At 29.2% G+C, this 17,708-nt stretch carries 15 protein-coding genes; 14 read left to right on the top strand and 1 reads right to left on the bottom strand.

What is annotated here, in order from left to right; all coding sequences use genetic code 11:
• Window positions 1–345 precede the first annotated feature (345 nt).
• The 14 genes from NSA50_RS15295 (at window position 346) to gpmI (ending at window position 17,399) form a co-directional block, all read left to right on the top strand.
• Window positions 346–1,059, top strand: coding sequence for a response regulator transcription factor (locus NSA50_RS15295; RefSeq protein ID WP_257446446.1), 714 nt, complete (start codon window positions 346–348; stop codon window positions 1,057–1,059).
• A complete protein-coding gene (locus NSA50_RS15290; RefSeq protein ID WP_257446443.1) occupies window positions 1,049–2,614 on the top strand; it encodes a sensor histidine kinase in 1,566 nt (521 codons plus the stop codon). The genes NSA50_RS15295 and NSA50_RS15290 overlap by 11 nt, the downstream gene beginning before the upstream one ends.
• Window positions 2,615–2,682: 68 nt before the next feature.
• Window positions 2,683–3,624 carry a glycoside hydrolase family 25 protein gene (locus NSA50_RS15285; protein WP_195262822.1) on the top strand — a complete coding sequence of 314 codons (942 nt, stop codon included), beginning with the start codon at window positions 2,683–2,685 and terminating at the stop codon, window positions 3,622–3,624.
• Window positions 3,625–3,905: 281 nt separating this feature from the next.
• Complete coding sequence (locus tag NSA50_RS15280) at window positions 3,906–5,378, top strand: VanW family protein (protein ID WP_257446440.1); 1,473 nt, start codon at window positions 3,906–3,908, stop codon at window positions 5,376–5,378.
• 156 nt (window positions 5,379–5,534) lie between these two features.
• Window positions 5,535–6,371, top strand: a complete 837-nt coding sequence (locus tag NSA50_RS15275; RefSeq protein WP_195262824.1) for a Cof-type HAD-IIB family hydrolase — start codon at window positions 5,535–5,537, stop codon at window positions 6,369–6,371.
• 280 nt (window positions 6,372–6,651) lie between these two features.
• Window positions 6,652–7,113, top strand: coding sequence for a tRNA (cytidine(34)-2'-O)-methyltransferase (locus tag NSA50_RS15270; RefSeq protein ID WP_257446435.1), 462 nt, complete (start codon window positions 6,652–6,654; stop codon window positions 7,111–7,113).
• A gap of 17 nt (window positions 7,114–7,130) precedes the next feature.
• Complete coding sequence (locus tag NSA50_RS15265) at window positions 7,131–7,967, top strand: DegV family protein (protein ID WP_195262826.1); 837 nt, start codon at window positions 7,131–7,133, stop codon at window positions 7,965–7,967.
• Between the two features lie 230 nt (window positions 7,968–8,197).
• Window positions 8,198–9,250, top strand: coding sequence for a BMP family lipoprotein (locus NSA50_RS15260; RefSeq protein ID WP_257446429.1), 1,053 nt, complete (start codon window positions 8,198–8,200; stop codon window positions 9,248–9,250).
• Window positions 9,251–9,365: 115 nt separating this feature from the next.
• The gene (gene rpoN, locus NSA50_RS15255; protein WP_257446425.1) at window positions 9,366–10,748 is read left to right on the top strand and encodes an RNA polymerase factor sigma-54; all 1,383 of its coding nucleotides are present in this window, start codon (window positions 9,366–9,368) and stop codon (window positions 10,746–10,748) included.
• A gap of 376 nt (window positions 10,749–11,124) precedes the next feature.
• Window positions 11,125–12,168, top strand: coding sequence for a sugar-binding transcriptional regulator (locus NSA50_RS15250; RefSeq protein WP_257446422.1), 1,044 nt, complete (start codon window positions 11,125–11,127; stop codon window positions 12,166–12,168).
• A 46-nt stretch (window positions 12,169–12,214) separates the two neighbouring features.
• On the top strand, window positions 12,215–13,213 hold the full coding sequence (gene gap, locus NSA50_RS15245; RefSeq protein WP_195262830.1) for a type I glyceraldehyde-3-phosphate dehydrogenase: 999 nt from the start codon (window positions 12,215–12,217) through the stop codon (window positions 13,211–13,213).
• 181 nt (window positions 13,214–13,394) lie between these two features.
• On the top strand, window positions 13,395–14,573 hold the full coding sequence (locus tag NSA50_RS15240; RefSeq protein WP_142418739.1) for a phosphoglycerate kinase: 1,179 nt from the start codon (window positions 13,395–13,397) through the stop codon (window positions 14,571–14,573).
• Between the two features lie 241 nt (window positions 14,574–14,814).
• Entirely contained in the window at window positions 14,815–15,561 is a 747-nt protein-coding gene (gene tpiA / locus NSA50_RS15235; protein ID WP_097033114.1) for a triose-phosphate isomerase, read from the top strand.
• A 311-nt stretch (window positions 15,562–15,872) separates the two neighbouring features.
• Window positions 15,873–17,399 carry a 2,3-bisphosphoglycerate-independent phosphoglycerate mutase gene (gene gpmI, locus NSA50_RS15230; RefSeq protein ID WP_257446412.1) on the top strand — a complete coding sequence of 509 codons (1,527 nt, stop codon included), beginning with the start codon at window positions 15,873–15,875 and terminating at the stop codon, window positions 17,397–17,399.
• A gap of 75 nt (window positions 17,400–17,474) precedes the next feature.
• Here gpmI and NSA50_RS15225 read toward each other — a convergent pair whose 3' ends face one another.
• On the bottom strand, window positions 17,475–17,603 hold the full coding sequence (locus tag NSA50_RS15225) for a hypothetical protein (protein WP_257446409.1): 129 nt from the start codon (window positions 17,601–17,603) through the stop codon (window positions 17,475–17,477).
• Between the last annotated feature and the right edge of the window lie 105 nt (window positions 17,604–17,708).

The following is a 17,708-nucleotide window of genomic DNA, read 5'->3' as shown; positions in this document are numbered from 1 at the left end:
CTTATTGAAAATTATCATTATATATTTTTTAGAAATAAATTCACTTAATAAATTAATTTAGTATTTAATTAATGATTTATTTATCAGTTGATATATTTTTTCGTTAATAAGTATATGTATTCTTTTATTAATTGGCTTAGTGATTGATTTATTTAAATGAAAGCGTATCGATAAGTTTCCAAACTACTCCTAATGGATACCGATATATTAAGGTTTTTTTAAGAAATTATAAAGTTTAAAATTAAGATATTTTCGCTACAATATAGATAAATAGTGAGAGCAGAAATTAAAAGAATTCTTCTTTTATGGTAAACTAATTTTAGAAGTAGAGAGGAGTGGATTTTTTTGAGCAAAGAGAAAATATTAATAGTTGACGATGAAAAGGAAATTAGGGATTTAATAGATATATATTTAAAGGGTGAGGGATACGATACAATAAAGGCTGAAAATGGTAAAGAAGCGTTAGATATCCTTTCAAATAATGAAGTGGATTTAATAATTTTAGATATAATGATGCCGAAGGTAAATGGTATTGAAGCTTGTTTGAAAATAAGAGAAGAAAGAGAAATGCCTATAATAATGTTATCTGCAAAGTCTGAGGATATGGATAAGATATTAGGGTTAAATACTGGAGCGGATGATTATTTAACGAAACCATTTAATCCATTAGAATTAGTAGCTAGGGTAAAATCACAACTAAGGAGATATAAGAGGTTTAATAATACATCCACTAAGGAAGAATTAATAGTTAAACAAGACAATGTATTGGAGATTGATGAGATAAGTATAAATCTAGAAACTCATGAAGTTTTTAAAGATGGTGAAGAAATAAAACTTACCCCAACAGAATTTGATATATTAGTTCTACTTGGTGAAAATAGAGGAAAAGTATTTAGTATTGAAAATATATATAACAGCGTTTGGAAACAAGAGTTTATGCAGTCTGATAATACAGTTATGGTTCATATAAGGAAGGTAAGAGAAAAGATAGAAGAGGATTCAAGAAAGCCGAAATTCATAAAGACTGTATGGGGGGTAGGCTATAAAATTGATAGGTAAGAAGAAGTCTAAAAAAGAGAAAGTTAAGAAAGAAAGAGTTGGGCTTATAAAGGGAATAAGAAACTTAATCTTAAAGATTTTTTGTAAACTTTATAATTCAATACTAGGAGTTAAAATTAGAGAGGTTTTAGAGTGGATTTATATAAGAATAGAAAAGAGTATACGATTTGAATTAATGCTTGTTTTTGCAATATGTTTTTTAGCTGCTTTTATGTTTTATGGATTTGCTAACAATGTCTTATCGAAAAATAAAACAATAACTAATCTTGAATATGATATTGGAGAAGTTCAGTCACATGCTAATTCTATTGCAAAGGAATTAAGTGGAGAATATGGATATAAAATAGAGGGTCTTAAAGAAGAAGAACAAATAAAAGAATTATTAAACAGATACAATGATGGTAAAGCTAAAATTTACTTGACTGATTTAGATGGGAAAATATTATTTAAGGTCAATGGTGAATTTCAAGAAAAATTAGATATATATGCAATCATAGATAAAAGCAATTCTGTAGCAGAAGATGGAAGCGAACGAGTATTTCTTTATCCAGTAAATATAGGAGCGGACAGGGCTTATCTAATATACTCAAAGATACCTACTCCTTATATATCATATGACTATTATGTGGATGAAAATTCATTTTTGGCGCTTGTGTTATCAGTTATTATGTTTATATCAATATTTATTATAATAACAAATAAGAAAATGAAGTATATAGAAGAAATAGCGTCAGGTGTAAGAATTATATCGAATGGGGATTTATCATATAGGATAGAAGAAAAGGGAAAAGATGAAATAAAGAAATTAGCTGAAAATATAAATAATATGGCATCGGAAATAGAAAATAGAATTGATGCGGAAAGAAGAGCTGAAAAGACTAAAAGTGAGCTTATAACAAATGTTTCACATGATTTAAGAACTCCTTTAACATCTGTAATGGGATATATAGGACTTGTCAAAGATGGAAAATATGAAGATGAAAATATGATGAAGGAGTATTTGAATATAGCATTTAATAAATCTAATCAACTTAAGGAATTAATAGAAGATTTATTTGAATATACAAAACTCAACAATAAAGGAATAGTTTTGAGAAAAAACAAAGTAAATATAGTTGAATTCTTATCTCAAATAATAGAAGAGTATATTCCTGTATTTGAAGAAAATGAAATAGAAGTAGTTAAAAAGTTTGTAGATGAAAAATGTATGGTAGAAATAGATGCCGGGAAAATGGTTAGAGTCTTTGAAAATCTATTTTCAAATGCCATTAAATATTCTTTTAAGCCAGGAAGTGTAATAGTATCTGCATATGAAAATAATGGATTTGTAAACATTACTATAAAAAATAGAGGAGAACATATACCAAAAGAAAAAGTGGAGAGACTATTTGATAGATTTTATAGAGTAGATGAAGCTAGAAATTCTAATACCAAAGGAAGTGGTCTTGGCCTTGCTATTTCTAAAAATATAGTAGAACTTCATAATGGTAGTATATGGGCCGAATGTGTTGGTAATGAGATAAGTTTCTTTATAAAGTTAAAAGTAATTAGATAATAAATAAAAGTAACCTTTAAGAAAAATCGTAATAAACTAATATAGAGAATATTTTTCTTGGAGGAAAAATGCAAAATAAAAATCCTAATAGTAGATTTGGAATAGACATAAATGAATATACACAAGAGGTTAATTTTCAAACTCTAGCAAGAACAATAGATTTTTTATATCTAAGAGCATCAGGTTCAGGATCGGGAAGATTTAGAGTTGATAGGAGATTCTTAGAATTCGCTAAAGCTGCTAGAGATTATGGAATACCAGTAGGCGCATATCACTATGCTTTACCTTCATATGATTTAACTACTGCAGATTCTCAATGTGACGAGTTCATAGACATATTACAGGAAGGGTTTGGAGAAAAAGATTACGGAGATTTATTTCCAGTAGTAGATGTTGAAGCACCAATAGATAATAAAATAAGTACAAAAGCATTAATTGATTGGGTAGATAGATTTAGAAAAAGGTTCGAGAGAAAAACTAGAAGAAGATTAATGTTATATACAGGAGCTTTTTTTATAGAGCTATATAATGACTTTAAATTACCTAATGGAACACAACCACTAAAAAATATGCCTTTATGGATAGCGATGTATACAAATGTTCCAGTTAATCCACCATATCCTCCAAATTTAGGTGGATGGACGAGATGGAGAATATGGCAATTTAGTGAAGGTCAAGTAGTTAATGGTGTTGGAAATCCTGTTGATGCCAATTGGGGTCCTGATAATTTAGATTTACTTATGCAACCGAGACAGGTAAGAGATTTAAGAGCTGTCAAGGAAGGTGGATTATTAAAGGTTTCATGGAGAAGAAATGATGATGCTGATTTATTGGGATATAATATTTTTGAGAATGGCTATTGGATTGGAACAGTAGGAAAAAATGATACAAGTTTTGAAATAAGATTATCTGAATTACCTGTTAAAACAACTTCTCCTGTAAATATAACTATAGAAGCTTTTGATTATGATGGAGAAACATCTAGAATTAGAAGTAGAGTTACTGTCTAAAATATTTACATTAAAACATTAAAATAATACTAATTATAGAGCTTATAATATTAAAGGTAATTATAATATTATAAGCTTTAATTATTTTATATTTGATTGACAAAAAATCATGAATTTTTTTATTAAGTACTTAATTAAAGTTAATTATTTTATTCATATAAATATATTAAAATAAACTGTAGAATATAACATAATATTAATGATATAGTAGTATTATAATTATAGGGAATAATAATATTTTCGTAATTTTTGTTATGCTTATTTAGAAAGGAGTGGGGCAGTTGGAGGAACAAAAAAATAATTTAAAAAAGACTATATCTCCCAAATATAAAAATACAGTAATAGCTGCAATAGCTATAGCAATAATAGTTATAGTAGGAATTATAAGTTATATTTTTTCAGTGAATAATAGAGTAGCAGCATGGGAGAATAAGGTTTATCCGGGGATTGCTGTATATGGTGTTGAGTTAGGTGGATTAAGTAAAGAAGAAGCTACAAACTCTTTAAACGAAAAATTATCAAATCTTATTATGGACAAGAAGTTAGATATTTTGGTTGGTGATAAGAAGTTAGAGTTAGCTTATAGTGAAATAAAGCCTAAATATGACATAGAATCAATAGCAGAGGAAGCTTTTAATTATGGGAAAGATGGTGGAATGTTTAGTAAAAATTCACTAATTAAAAATGATGATGATATTAACATAGAAGCTAAGATTACATATGATGAAGAAAGTTTAAAGGCTTTTGAAGAAAAGGTTAAAACTGAAGTAAATGTAGCTCCGAAAGATGCTACTATAGAAATAAATTCAGGAAACATAGTGGTTACATCAGAAGTTGTTGGAAAGAAGATAGACGAAGAAGAGCTTCATAATAAACTAGTTGAAAATATTAATGGAGATCCAACTAATACTGTTGAATTAACATTTGAGCTAAAAGAAGAACAAGCAAAAGTAAAAGCAGAAGATTTAAATAAAGTAACTGGAAAAATAAGCGGTTATAGTAGTAGTTATAAAGATACTGGAGATGGTAGGGTTAAAAATATGAAAATTGCAGCTCAAATTGTAAATGGAACAATAGTAATGCCAGGAGAAGAGTTTAGCTACAATGCATTAATTGGAGATACAACCCCAGATAAAGGATATGAAAAAGCTAATACATATATTGGAAATGAAATTGTTCCAGACTACGGTGGAGGAATATGTCAAGTATCAACAACTCTTTATAGAGCAGCAATGAGAGCAAATTTAAGATCAACAGAAAGAATGAATCATTCCTTAACTGTTTCTTATTCAGAACCTGGATTAGATGCAACAGTTGCAAATGGTGTTATAGACTATAAATTCAAGAATTCATATGATTTTCCAGTTTACATTCAAGGATATGTAGCTGGAGGAACAGTATCATTTAACATATATGGTAATGTAGAAGCTATGGGTGGAAAAACTTATGAGCTTGTAAATGAAGTTCATGAAAAATACAATCCAGAAGTTAAGTATGAAGATGATCCAACTATGGAAGAAGGTACTGAAAAAGTTGTATCACATGGAATGCCAGGTTATAAGGCAAGCTCTTATCAAATAACATATGAAAATGGTGTTGAAGTGGATAGAGAGTTTATAGCTACAGATGTTTATTTAACAACAAATACAGTTATAAAAAGAGGAACTAAAAAGAAAGAAACTCCTCAAAATTCAACTAATAAAACAGAAGAGAAACCACAAACTTCTACTGAAGAGAAAAAACCAAATCAATAATAGATATAAAATAGAATGGATATATTAACCATTCTATTTTTTATAATTTTTTTAGTTAAATAGAATAATAAATGTTAGAAAGACTATAAGTTTATTGTCGAAAATCTAGCATAATGATATTATAATAATATGAAAATGTGAATAAAGGAGTATTTTATGGAATACAAAATGGTTTGTATTGATATGGATGGAACTTTACTAGGTAAAGGGAAAAAAATATCCGAAGAAAGCAAAAAAGTAATAAAAGAAATTCATGAAAAGGGTGTAGAAATAGTAGTAACTACAGGGAGAATTTATAACAATGCAGCATATTATTCACATCTTTTAGGAGTTGAATCACCTGTTATTGCAGCTAACGGAGCTATTGTTAGGGAGAAAAATACAAATAAAGTTATATATGAAAAACCAATTGAAACAGAAGAGTGTATTAGGCTAGTTGAAATGCTATATAAAATGAAGATGCATTTTCATTTTTATACTTTAGATAGTATATATTGTAGTAATAGGATTACAGAGCTTGGAACTAAATTATATATGACAAAACAAATAGGGTATGATAATTTAAAAATAAATTATTATGTTATCAATAATATAGAAAAGTGGAAAAAGTTTTTTAGAAAAAATCATGGGAAAATAACTAAATGTATAGCTTTTTCAACAAAACCAGAGAAGATTGAAAAAGTTAAAAACCATCTAAATAGTTTAAATAGTATAGTATATTACGGCTCAGGGAAAAGAAGCGTTGAAATTAATAGTAAAGGTGCATCTAAAGGTAATGCTGTAAAAGCTTTAGCAAATTATTACGGTTTTAAAAGAGAAGAAATTATATGTATTGGAGATAATGAAAATGATTTATCTATGCTTGAGTATGCTGGAATTGGAATAGCAATGGGTAATGCAATAGAACCAGTAAAAAAATTAGCAGATTATATTACTGATACTAATATTGAAAATGGTGTTGAAAAAGCTATAAAAAAATTCTTTAAACTTTAGATTTTTAAGTATTAAAAAATTTTCAATTAGATATTAATCATTAGATAACATTACTTTTATAAAATAAAAAAACAACTTTGAAAGAAAAGACAATAGAATATTTACTTGATTCGAAATCAAAAAATACTTAATAGGAATATTATTTTTATAATATAAAATAATATTATGTTAATAAATGCTAAATGTTTTGACTAATCAAGATTCATATAGTATCATTTTTTATATAGTTTTACTAAAGTAAGATGATTTCATCTTGCTTTTTTAATCGGAGGTAAGAAAATTGAATTTAAATATAGTTTTATACCAACCAGAAATACCACAAAATACAGGTAATATTGCAAGAACTTGTGTTTTAACAAATTCAACACTACATTTAATTGAACCTATGGGCTTTAAAATAGATGATAAACAAGTAAAGCGTGCTGGATTAGATTATTGGAGTGAATTAAAGCTTGAAATGCATGAAAGCTATGAAGATTTTATGAACAAATATGGAAATGAAAGAATATTTTTAGCTACAACTCATGGTGGGGTACATTATGATGAAGCTTCATTTAAAGAAGGGGATTTTATAATGTTTGGAAGAGAATCTTCAGGTGTTCCAGAAGAAGTACATAACAATCATGAAGGAATAAGAGTGCCAATGATCAAAACGAGTACAAGAAGTTTAAATCTTTCAAATACAGTTGCAATTGTTGCATACGAAGCTTTAAGGCAAATTGGTTTTCCTGAAATGAAATAAATTTAGGGGGAATAGAAGTGGAAAAGATAAAAATATTAACAGATAGTTGCTTAGATCTTCCAGAAGAGTTAATTAAACAAAATAATATAGAAGTTATACCAGTTTTAATTAATTTTGGTGATAAAAGTTATATTGATAGAGAAGAAATTAATTTAGAACAAATGCAAGAAAAAATACAAAGTGAACAAATACTTCCAACGACAGCACAAATTACTCCGGTTAGATTTGAAGAAATCTTTAGAAAGTATTTAGATGAAGGTTATAAAGTTTTAACAATCCTTATGTCATCTAATATGAGTGGAACATATAATTCAGCATGTATTGCAAAAGATATGATTGAATCTGATGATATAGTTATAGTGGATACACAAGTTATAACATCTGCTCAAGGTTTCTTTGTTTTGAAGGCTTGTGAGCTTAGAGATAAAGGATATAGCGCAGAAGCTATAAAGGAAGAAATAATAAAAATGATACCTAAAATGAATGCATCATTATGCTTTGAATCCTTAGAAAACCTAGTTAGAGGTGGAAGAATATCAAAGACTGCTGGTGTTATTGGAACAGCATTAGGACTTAGAGTAATAATTGGGTTCGAAGATGGAATGATGACTGCAAAAGATAAGGTAAGAGGTAATAAAAAAGCATTAAAGAAGATAATATCAGATTATGAATCAAGCAATCCAGATAAAAATGAGCCAGTTATATTAATCGAAATAGAAAGCCCAGAAATGAAGGGTGAACTTAAAAAATATTTAGAGGATAACAATATAAAATATATTGAAACAAAACCAGGTTGTGCAGTTGGAATACATTCTGGTACAAGAGTAAGTGGTCTATTTTTTATAAGCAAATAAGTTTTAAATAGTTTTGAATAACTTAAAAGATATAAAATAAGAGTACAAACTAAATATATGGAATAATAAATAAATTTTTTAGAATAAATAACTTTTAGAATAAATAACTTTTATAATAAGACTAAAAAGATAAAGAGTAAATTCTTTATCTTTTTTATTTTGTAAAAAAGACAAACTGAATTTTTATATATTTATTTGGGTAACCTAAAGTAAAAAGGAAGGTGGTTACAGTGAATAAACAAAGACTATTTTTACTAACTCTAAGTATATGTCTAATTAGTATGCTTGTAAGTTGTGGAGTGCTTAATAGTCACGTAATAGATTTAGATAGACTGAAAGTAGCTTATGTTATTAATAAAGGATGTTTAGAAGATAAGGGGCTTAATCAGTTAGGGTTAGAAGGAATAAATAAATCTATTATAGAAGATAGCATTAAATTAACTATCATAGAAATAGACAGAGATGATGAAGACAGTTTTCAAAAGCAATTTATAAAAGCAGTTAAAAGTAATGATTTAATAATTGTAGTTGGTGAAGAGTTTAAAAATGTAGTTAATGAAGCTGCAACAAACTATAGAAATAAAAGGTTCATAGTTACTACTAATAAGATAAGAGAAAGTAATGTCCAAAATGTAGATTTTAAATATGAAGAGGGCGGATTTTTAGTAGGGGCAATAGCAGGAAAGAGAAGCAGTAATAAAGATGTTGGATATATAGCTATTAAGGATAATGAACCAAATAAGTTATTATTATCAGGTTATATGGCAGGGATTAAAGTTACTAATCCAAAAGCATTATCAAAATTATTATCAGAAGAAAATGTAAAATACGTTGAAGATTGTGCAAATGTTGATTTGGCATATGAACAGGCAATAGAACTTTATGATAAGGGTTGTGAAGTTATTTTAACAGCCGCAGGTAGAGCTTCTGAAGGAGTTTTTAAAGCCGCTAAAGAAAAAGGAAAGTATGTAATTAACAGCGGTATGAATGCACAAGAGGTTTATAGTGATTATAAGGATAATGTACTTGCATCTTTAGTAATTAGATTTGATGATATTCTTTATAAAAGCATATCAGAAGCAAATGATGGCATGTTTAAGAGCGGAGAAATAAACAAAATAAATGAAGGCTTAAAAGAGAATACAATTGAAATAATTATGAATGAGTCAATATTAGATAAAGAAACAATTAATTTAGTCAATAACTATAAAAGTGAAGTAATCAAAGAAAAGATTGAAATTCCAAAGATAAAAGAAGAAGTCTTAGAATTTAGAGTACAATAAACACTTGATATAACGTTTACTTACAGTATATACTAGTATTAAAGAGTGTTATCATTAATACTAGTATATTAAGTAAAAGTTATAGTTTATAGTTTTAGAAATGAAGGTGTACTTTATGAAATTAGACTTTAATTTAAATCTCACACAAGAGCAAAAATTAATAATGACCCAACAAATGCAGTTATCTATAAAGCTTTTACAAATGTCAACTTATGATTTAAGAGAATATATAGAAAATGAGTTTGTGGAAAATCCAATACTAGAAGGTGATTTTGATTTTGTTCAAGAAGAAAAGGATTACGAAGATAAAATAGATTATAAGGAAATGATAAAATACCTAGAATTCGATAATTATGGCTCTCAAAGTTATGGAGACTATAATAAGGATGAAGATGTATCGCCTTTTAATTTTATATCACAAAAAGAGTCATTAACAGAGTATTTGCAGGAGCAATTACTTGAGATAGATGAGGATGAATTGAAAAAGGCAATAGTATCATATATGATTGAGAATATTGATGCAAGAGGATATTTGGACATGCCTCTAGAAGATATATGTAAAGAATTAAATATATCAATTGATTTAGGACAGGAGTCATTAGATATACTTCAAGATTTAGAGCCAGATGGTATAGGGGCTAGGGATCTTAGGGAATGTCTGAAGATACAGCTAATAAAAATGGGAATATTAGATGACAACTTAGAGATAATAATAGATGAATATCTAGATTTAATAGCGGATAATAAATTTAATGCAATAGCTAAAAATTTGAAAATAACTCCCAAAGAAGCTCAAGATTTAGGGGATATAATTAAGGGGTTAGAGCCAAAGCCTTCTAGGGGATTTTATACAGGAGATGAGGTTAAGTTTATAATACCAGATGCGGCTATTAGAAATATAGACGGACAATATTTTGTTATTATGAATGATGGCGTTATACCAAGATTATCAATAAGTAATATATATAAAGATATCTTAAATAATAAGGAAGATAAAAATACGGAAAACTATGTAAAAGAAAAATTAAATAGCGCTATGTTTTTAATAAAAAGTATAGAACAAAGAAAGAGTACTTTACTTAGAATATTAGAAAAAACTGTGGAGAAGCAAAAAGAGTATTTTGATAAGGGACAAAAATATTTAAAGCCAATGACGATGAAAGAAATGGCTGAAGACCTTGGAATTCATGAATCAACAGTAAGTAGAGCTATAAAAGACAAATATATATTAACAAGCCTTGGAACTGTAAAAATAAAAGATTTATTTACAACAGGTTTAAGTCAATCTAAAGGTAATGGTGAAGATGTTGCTGTTGTTAATATAAAAAAACAAATAAAAGAAATGATAGGTGATGAGGATAAGAAAAAACCTTTGTCAGATCAAATAATATGTGAAGAATTAAATAAGAAAAATTTAAATATATCTAGAAGAACAGTAGCAAAATATAGGGAAGAAATGGGGATAAAATCATCAAGCAAAAGAAAAAGAATAGAATGAAAAGAGTATTATAAAAATAGAATAAAAAAGAATTAAAAAGGGGAATTTATAATAGAGATGATAGCTATTTATATTAAATATAGTAGAAATGAAAGTTGGCATTTCTATTATAAGTTCTTTTCTTAACTTATCAATTAAGTTTTTAATGTCATATGTGTAGTTCGAACTGACTTTTTAGGTAAAGTAGTGATGGAAAAGGCAAACTTACATATGCTGGCTTTTATAGGATATATGAAGCTGTAATGCTAAAAACTTGTAAAACTTTTAGAAAAGTTTGAAGAAAGTACTTTTAAAATTCATAGAAGTGTTTTATAATAATAAATATGGGACATATAAATTATATGCGGGACCTTTTTAGACCAAAGGAGGGTTGGAAGTGCAGGAAATATTGTCTTTACAGAAAAAAATAGTTCCTGAACTTGTAGAAGTCCTAGAGAAAAGATATAGTATTCTTAGGACTATATATTACAATCAGCCTATCGGAAGACGTGTTTTAGCCAATCAGTTAGATCTTGGAGAAAGAATCGTAAGAACTGAAATAAGTTTTTTAAAATCACAAAATTTGATAGAGATTAATACTCCAGGAATGACAGTTACTGAAGAGGGACAAGAAATAGTGGATAAGCTTAAAGATTTTATACATGAAATAAAAGGTTTATCAGATATCGAGGAAAACATAAAGTCCTTCCTTGGGTTAAGAGATGTAATAATTGTTCCAGGTGATGTAGAAACAAACGAAATAATTTTAAAAGAACTTGGTAAAGCTACAGCTAATTATCTAAAATCAATTATTAAAGATGATAATATAATAGCTATAACTGGGGGAAATACTATAAAAGAGTTTGTGGAGGCATTACCTAAGATAAATAATGTTTCAAATATTCTCGTAGTTCCAGCAAGAGGCGGTATGGGAAGAAAAGTTGAAATACAGGCTAGTACATTAGCTGCATCCTTAGCAAAAAAGTTAAATGGTGCTTATAAATTGCTTCATATTCCTGAAAACCTTAGTTTAGAACTTTTGGATACTTTACTAAAGGAAAAGGAAATAAAAGAAGTTATAGATAATATCCATAAAGCTGATATATTAATTTATGGTATTGGTGATGCTTTAGTTATGGCAGAAAAAAGAGATGTTTCAGAAGAAGAGTTTAATAAACTAAAATCTCTAGGAGCTGTGGGTGAAGCGTTTGGTTGTTACTTTAACAAAGATTCCAAAGTAGTTTCAGAAAATACTTCAATTGGAATAAATATTAATGAAGCAAGAAAAATTAACACACATATTGCAGTTGCTGCTGGGGAAAATAAAGTTGATGCTATTATTGCAACAATGATGAAAAATCAAAATGCAGTATTAATAACAGACGAAGCAGCTGGTAGAAAAATTGTAGAATTTATTAAGGAACACACTAAACAAGCTTAAAATTTTTAAAATTTTAAATATAACTATTTTTAGGAGGTAATTGCAAATGGTAAATGTAGCAATTAATGGTTTTGGAAGAATAGGAAGATTAGCATTAAGATTAATGATCGCAAACCCAGAATTTAACGTGGTAGCAATCAACGATTTAACTGATGCTAAGACTTTAGCTCACTTATTTAAATATGACTCTTCACAAGGAAGATTCAACGGAGAAATCGAAGTTAAAGAAGGAGCTTTCGTTGTTAACGGAAAAGAAATAAAAGTTACAGCTGAAAGAAATCCTGCTGACTTACCATGGAAAGAATTAAACGTTGACGTAGTTTTAGAATGTACTGGATTCTTCACTTCTCAAGAAAAAGCTGGTTTACACTTAGAAGCTGGTGCTAAGAAGGTTGTTATTTCAGCTCCTGCAACTGGAGACATAAAGACTGTTGTTTACAACGTAAATAATGATATATTAGATGGTACTGAAACAGTTATTTCAGGTGCTTCATGTACTACAAACTGCTTAGCTCCAATGGCTAAAGTATTAAACGACAAGTTTGGCGTTCAAAAAGGATTCATGACTACAATCCACGCTTACACTAACGACCAAAACACATTAGATGGTCCTCACGGAAAAGGCGATTTAAGAAGAGGTAGAGCTGCTGCTGCTAACATCGTTCCAAACTCAACTGGAGCTGCTAAAGCAATTGGTTTAGTTATTCCAGAATTAAAAGGAAAATTAGATGGTGGTGCTCAAAGAGTTCCAGTTACTACAGGTTCATTAACTGAATTAGTTGTAACTTTAGACAAGAAAGTAACTGTAGAAGAAATCAACGCTGCTATGGCTGCTGCTGCTAACGAATCATTTGGTTACACTGAAGATGAAATAGTTTCATCAGACGTAATCGGAATCACTTACGGTTCATTATTCGATGCAACTCAAACTAAGGTTATGACAGTTGGAGATGAGCAATTAGTTAAAGTTGCTGCTTGGTACGACAATGAAATGTCATACACTAACCAATTAATCAGAACTTTAAAATACTTCGTAACTAGATAATTAAATAGTTAAATGTATAATTAAAGAAATATAATTATTGGTCTGGTTTTATAGAAAATCTATGAGGCCAGGCCAATTTTAAATTAAGCAAGAATTATAAGTTTATATTTAAGTTTATATTTAAATTTATATTTATAAGTTTTGTGTAGATTAATCAAAATAAATTTAAGAGGTGAAATCAATGAGCTTTAATAAGAAAACTATCGAAGATATAGACGTTAAAGGTAAAAAGGTTTTAGTAAGATGTGACTTCAATGTGCCACTAAAAGATGGCGTTATAACTGATGAAAATAGATTAAATGGTGCACTACCAACAATCAAATATTTAGTTAATAATGGAGCTAGAGTTATACTTTGCTCACACTTAGGAAAAGATGCATCAAAGTCATTAGCTCCAGTTGCTAAGAGATTAAGCGAAATGCTAGATAAAGAAGTAGTTTTTGCAAGAGACGAAGAAGTTGTAGGAGCAAATGCTAGAGCTGCTGTTGCAGAAATGAAAGATGGAGATGTTGTATTATTAGAAAATACAAGATGCAGAAAAGAAGAAACTAAGAACGTTGAAGAATTCTCAAAAGAATTAGCTTCATTAGCTGACATATTTGTAAATGATGCATTTGGTACAGCTCACAGAGCTCACTGTTCAACAGTTGGTGTTACTGAATTCTTAGATACAGCTGTATGTGGATACTTAATTCAAAAAGAATTAAAATTCTTAGGAGAAGCAGTAAACAATCCAGTTAGACCATTCGTTGCTATATTAGGTGGAGCTAAGGTTTCAGATAAGATAGCTGTTATCAACAACTTATTAGAAAAAGTTGATACATTAATCATCGGTGGTGGAATGGCTTACACATTCTTAAAAGCTCAAGGATATGAAGTAGGATCATCATTAGTAGAGGCTGATAGAGTTGAATATGCTAAAGAAATGATCGAAAAGGCAGCTTCAAAAGGAGTTAAATTCTTATTACCAGTTGACCACAGAGTTGCTGCAGAATTCAAAGATGTTGAACCAGTAGTTACAGAAGATCAAAACATTCCAGCAGGAAACATGGGATTAGATATCGGACCAAAAACAGAAACTTTATATGCTGATGCAATTAAAGATGCTAAAACAGTTATATGGAACGGACCAATGGGAGTATTCGAATTTGAAAACTTCAACAAAGGAACAATTGCAGTTGCTAAAGCTATGGCTGATGCAGATGCTACAACAGTTATCGGTGGAGGAGACTCAGCTGCAGCTGTTAATATCTTAGGATTCGGAGACAAGATGACTCACATTTCAACAGGTGGTGGAGCTTCATTAGAATTCTTAGAAGGAAAAGCATTACCAGGAATAGAAGCACTTAATAATAAATAAGCTTCTAAATCTTTGATTTAGTAAAGCGAACTTACTCATCCGAAGGAATCTGAGGAGGAGCTTCATTAAACAGAAATATTTGTTAAATGAACAATGTATAATGGATAATGCATAATTAATGAAATAACTCCACTTAGGTGGAGTTATGGATTTAAATTTTTATTATTCAACTTTGTTGAATAATTTTTATAATTATCAATTATTCATTAGCAATTATTAATTATAATATGAGGTGATTTAAATGAGAAAAGCGATAATAGCAGGAAACTGGAAGATGCACTACACTCCAGCAGAAGCTGTAAAAGTTATAGAAGAATTAAAACCATTAGTAAAAGATGCTACTTGTGACGTAGTAGTTTGTCCTACTTTTGTTTGCTTAGATGCTGTTTTAAAAGCAGTAGAAGGATCAAACATTAAGGTTGCTGCTCAAAACATGCACTTTGAAGAAAAAGGAGCTTTCACAGGTGAAGTTGCTCCAGGAATGTTAGAAGCTATGGGAGTTAGCTATGTTGTTTTAGGACATAGTGAAAGAAGAGAATACTTCAATGAAACTGATGAAGCTTTAAACAAGAAAGTTAAAGCTGCATTTGCTCATAACTTAACTCCAATACTTTGCTGTGGAGAATCTTTAGAGCAAAGAGAAAATGGAACAACTAATGAAGTTGTTGGAGCTCAAATTAAAGCTGATTTAGAAGGTTTATCAAATGAATTAGCAGAAAAAGTAGTTATTGCTTACGAACCAATATGGGCAATAGGAACAGGTAAAACTGCTACTAATGAGCAAGCTAATGAAACAATAATGGCTATCAGAAGCGTTGTTGCTGAAATGTTTGGTAAAGAAGTTGCTGACAAAGTAAGAATCCAATACGGTGGATCAGTTAAGCCAAACACAATTAAAGATCAAATGGCTATGTCTGACATAGATGGTGCTTTAGTTGGTGGAGCTAGCTTAGTAGCTGCTGACTTCTCACAAATAGTTAATTACTAATAATGTTAAATACGTAAGTAGTTTTTCTACTTACGTATTTTTATTATAAAATTAATAAAAACATTATATAGGCTGGTATAAAAATAATAAATACATAGTGAATACTAGTAATGGAAGCTTATATTTAAAATTTTTAGAAAATTTACTAAAACATGCTTTTTACGGATTAAAATAATTTTCTGCAAAGGTTTACCTAGTCGGTGCTTTTATTGTTTAAAGTCACTAATTATAGTATAATATAGATATAAATTAAGAAAGATAATATTAGAATATTGTCAAATATAGATTTTGATAAAAATTTGGAGGGAATTATGGCGAAGAAACCTGTAATGTTAATGATATTAGATGGCTTTGGAATAGCTCCAAAGTCAGATGGAAATGCTGTTGAAGCAGCTAATAAACCAAACTTTAGTGGATTAATGGAAAGATATCCACACACTCAATTACAAGCTAGTGGATTATATGTTGGATTACCAGATGGACAAATGGGTAACTCAGAAGTTGGTCATTTAAATATAGGTGCAGGAAGAATTATATACCAAGAATTAACTAGAATAACTAAAGAAATTAGTGAAGGTGGATTCTTCAAAAATGATGCATTAACTCTTGCTGTTAACAATGCTAAAGAAAATAATGCAGCACTTCACTTAATGGGATTATTATCAGATGGTGGAGTTCACTCACATATAGATCACTTAAAAGGATTATTAAAGCTAGCTAAAGAAGCTGGATTACAAAATGTATATGTTCACTGCTTCATGGATGGAAGAGACGTTCCACCATCATCAGGAAAAGATTTTATAATAGAACTAGAAAACTACATGAAGGAAATTGGTGTAGGTAAGATAGCTACTGTTGCAGGAAGATACTATGCAATGGATAGAGATAATAGATGGGAAAGAGTTGAACTTGCTTACAATGCAATGGTACTTGGAAAAGGTGAAATTGCAGCTTCAGCAGTAGAAGCAATAGAAAAATCATACCACGATAATAAAACAGATGAGTTTGTATTACCTGCTGTTGTAGATTCAAATGGAATGATTAAAAATGGAGATTCAGTAATATTCTTTAACTTTAGACCAGATAGAGCTAGAGAAATAACTAGAGCAATAAATGATAAAGAGTTTGCAGGATTTAAGAGAGAAACTTTAAACTTAACATTTGTAACAATGACTCAATATGATAAAACTTTAGAAGGAGTTAATGTTGCATATAGACCAGAAAGCATCAACAATACTTTAGGAGAATATGTTTCAAATCATGGCTTAAATCAATTAAGAATTGCAGAAACAGAAAAATATGCTCACGTTACATTTTTCTTTAATGGTGGAGTTGAAAAGGAAAATCCAGGTGAAGATAGAGCTCTTATAGCATCACCTAAGGTTGCTACTTATGACTTAAAACCAGAAATGAGTGCTTATGAAGTAACAGAAGAATTAATTAATAGAATTAATGAAGATAAGTATGATATGATTATTCTAAACTATGCTAACCCAGATATGGTTGGACATACAGGAGTAATGGAAGCAGCTGTAAAAGCTATTGAAGTTGTAGATGAATGCTTAGGAAAGGTTGCAAATAAGATTCTAGAAAAAGACGGAACTTTATTTATAACTGCTGACCACGGTAATGCAGAAACTATGATAGATTTCTCAACAGGAAATCCATTTACAGCACATACTACAGATCCAGTTCCATTCATTTGGGTTTCAAACAGAACTGAAGGAAGAACATTAAAAGAAGGTAAGCTAGCAGATATAGCTCCTACTATGTTAAATGAAATGGGTCTTTCAAAACCAGAAGAAATGACTGGAGAATGTTTAATAGTAAATAAGTAATAAGAATAAAAAGTAAAAGGACACTCACTATAAAGGAGTGTCCTTTTACTTTTGTTAAAATTTAAGAAGTCAAATTTATAGAGTGTTATCAAAGCAATAAAAAGGTATTTCTTCAGTAGGTAGTCTTAAGGTGGAATCAATTATTGAATCAGTTACGTTAATTTTTGTAACCATATCTTTTAAAAGCTCTATGATATTTTCCATTATTAATTATTATATGAAAGTATCCCTGCATTCTAAATTTCTATTAGCAAAAACAATTTAAATTTATACATAATTAAATATAAATAAGTAAGTTATCTGGATAAT

Source organism: Clostridium mucosae, assembly GCF_024622765.1.
In the GTDB taxonomy this organism is placed as follows: Bacteria; Bacillota; Clostridia; order Clostridiales; family Clostridiaceae; genus Clostridium.
This window is presented reverse-complemented; position numbering and strand designations above follow the sequence as displayed.

Excerpts from the sequence above, each read along its gene's own strand:
- tpiA (WP_097033114.1), top strand. The coding sequence starts at position 14,815 with ATGAGAAAAGCGATAATAGCAGGAAACTGGAAGATGCACTACACTCCA.
- NSA50_RS15240 (WP_142418739.1), top strand. The coding sequence starts at position 13,395 with ATGAGCTTTAATAAGAAAACTATCGAAGATATAGACGTTAAAGGTAAA.
- gap (WP_195262830.1), top strand. The coding sequence starts at position 12,215 with ATGGTAAATGTAGCAATTAATGGTTTTGGAAGAATAGGAAGATTAGCA.
- NSA50_RS15225 (WP_257446409.1), bottom strand. The coding sequence starts at position 17,603 with ATGGAAAATATCATAGAGCTTTTAAAAGATATGGTTACAAAAATTAAC.
- NSA50_RS15285 (WP_195262822.1), top strand. The coding sequence starts at position 2,683 with ATGCAAAATAAAAATCCTAATAGTAGATTTGGAATAGACATAAATGAA.
- rpoN (WP_257446425.1), top strand. The coding sequence starts at position 9,366 with ATGAAATTAGACTTTAATTTAAATCTCACACAAGAGCAAAAATTAATA.
- gpmI (WP_257446412.1), top strand. The coding sequence starts at position 15,873 with ATGGCGAAGAAACCTGTAATGTTAATGATATTAGATGGCTTTGGAATA.
- NSA50_RS15275 (WP_195262824.1), top strand. The coding sequence starts at position 5,535 with ATGGAATACAAAATGGTTTGTATTGATATGGATGGAACTTTACTAGGT.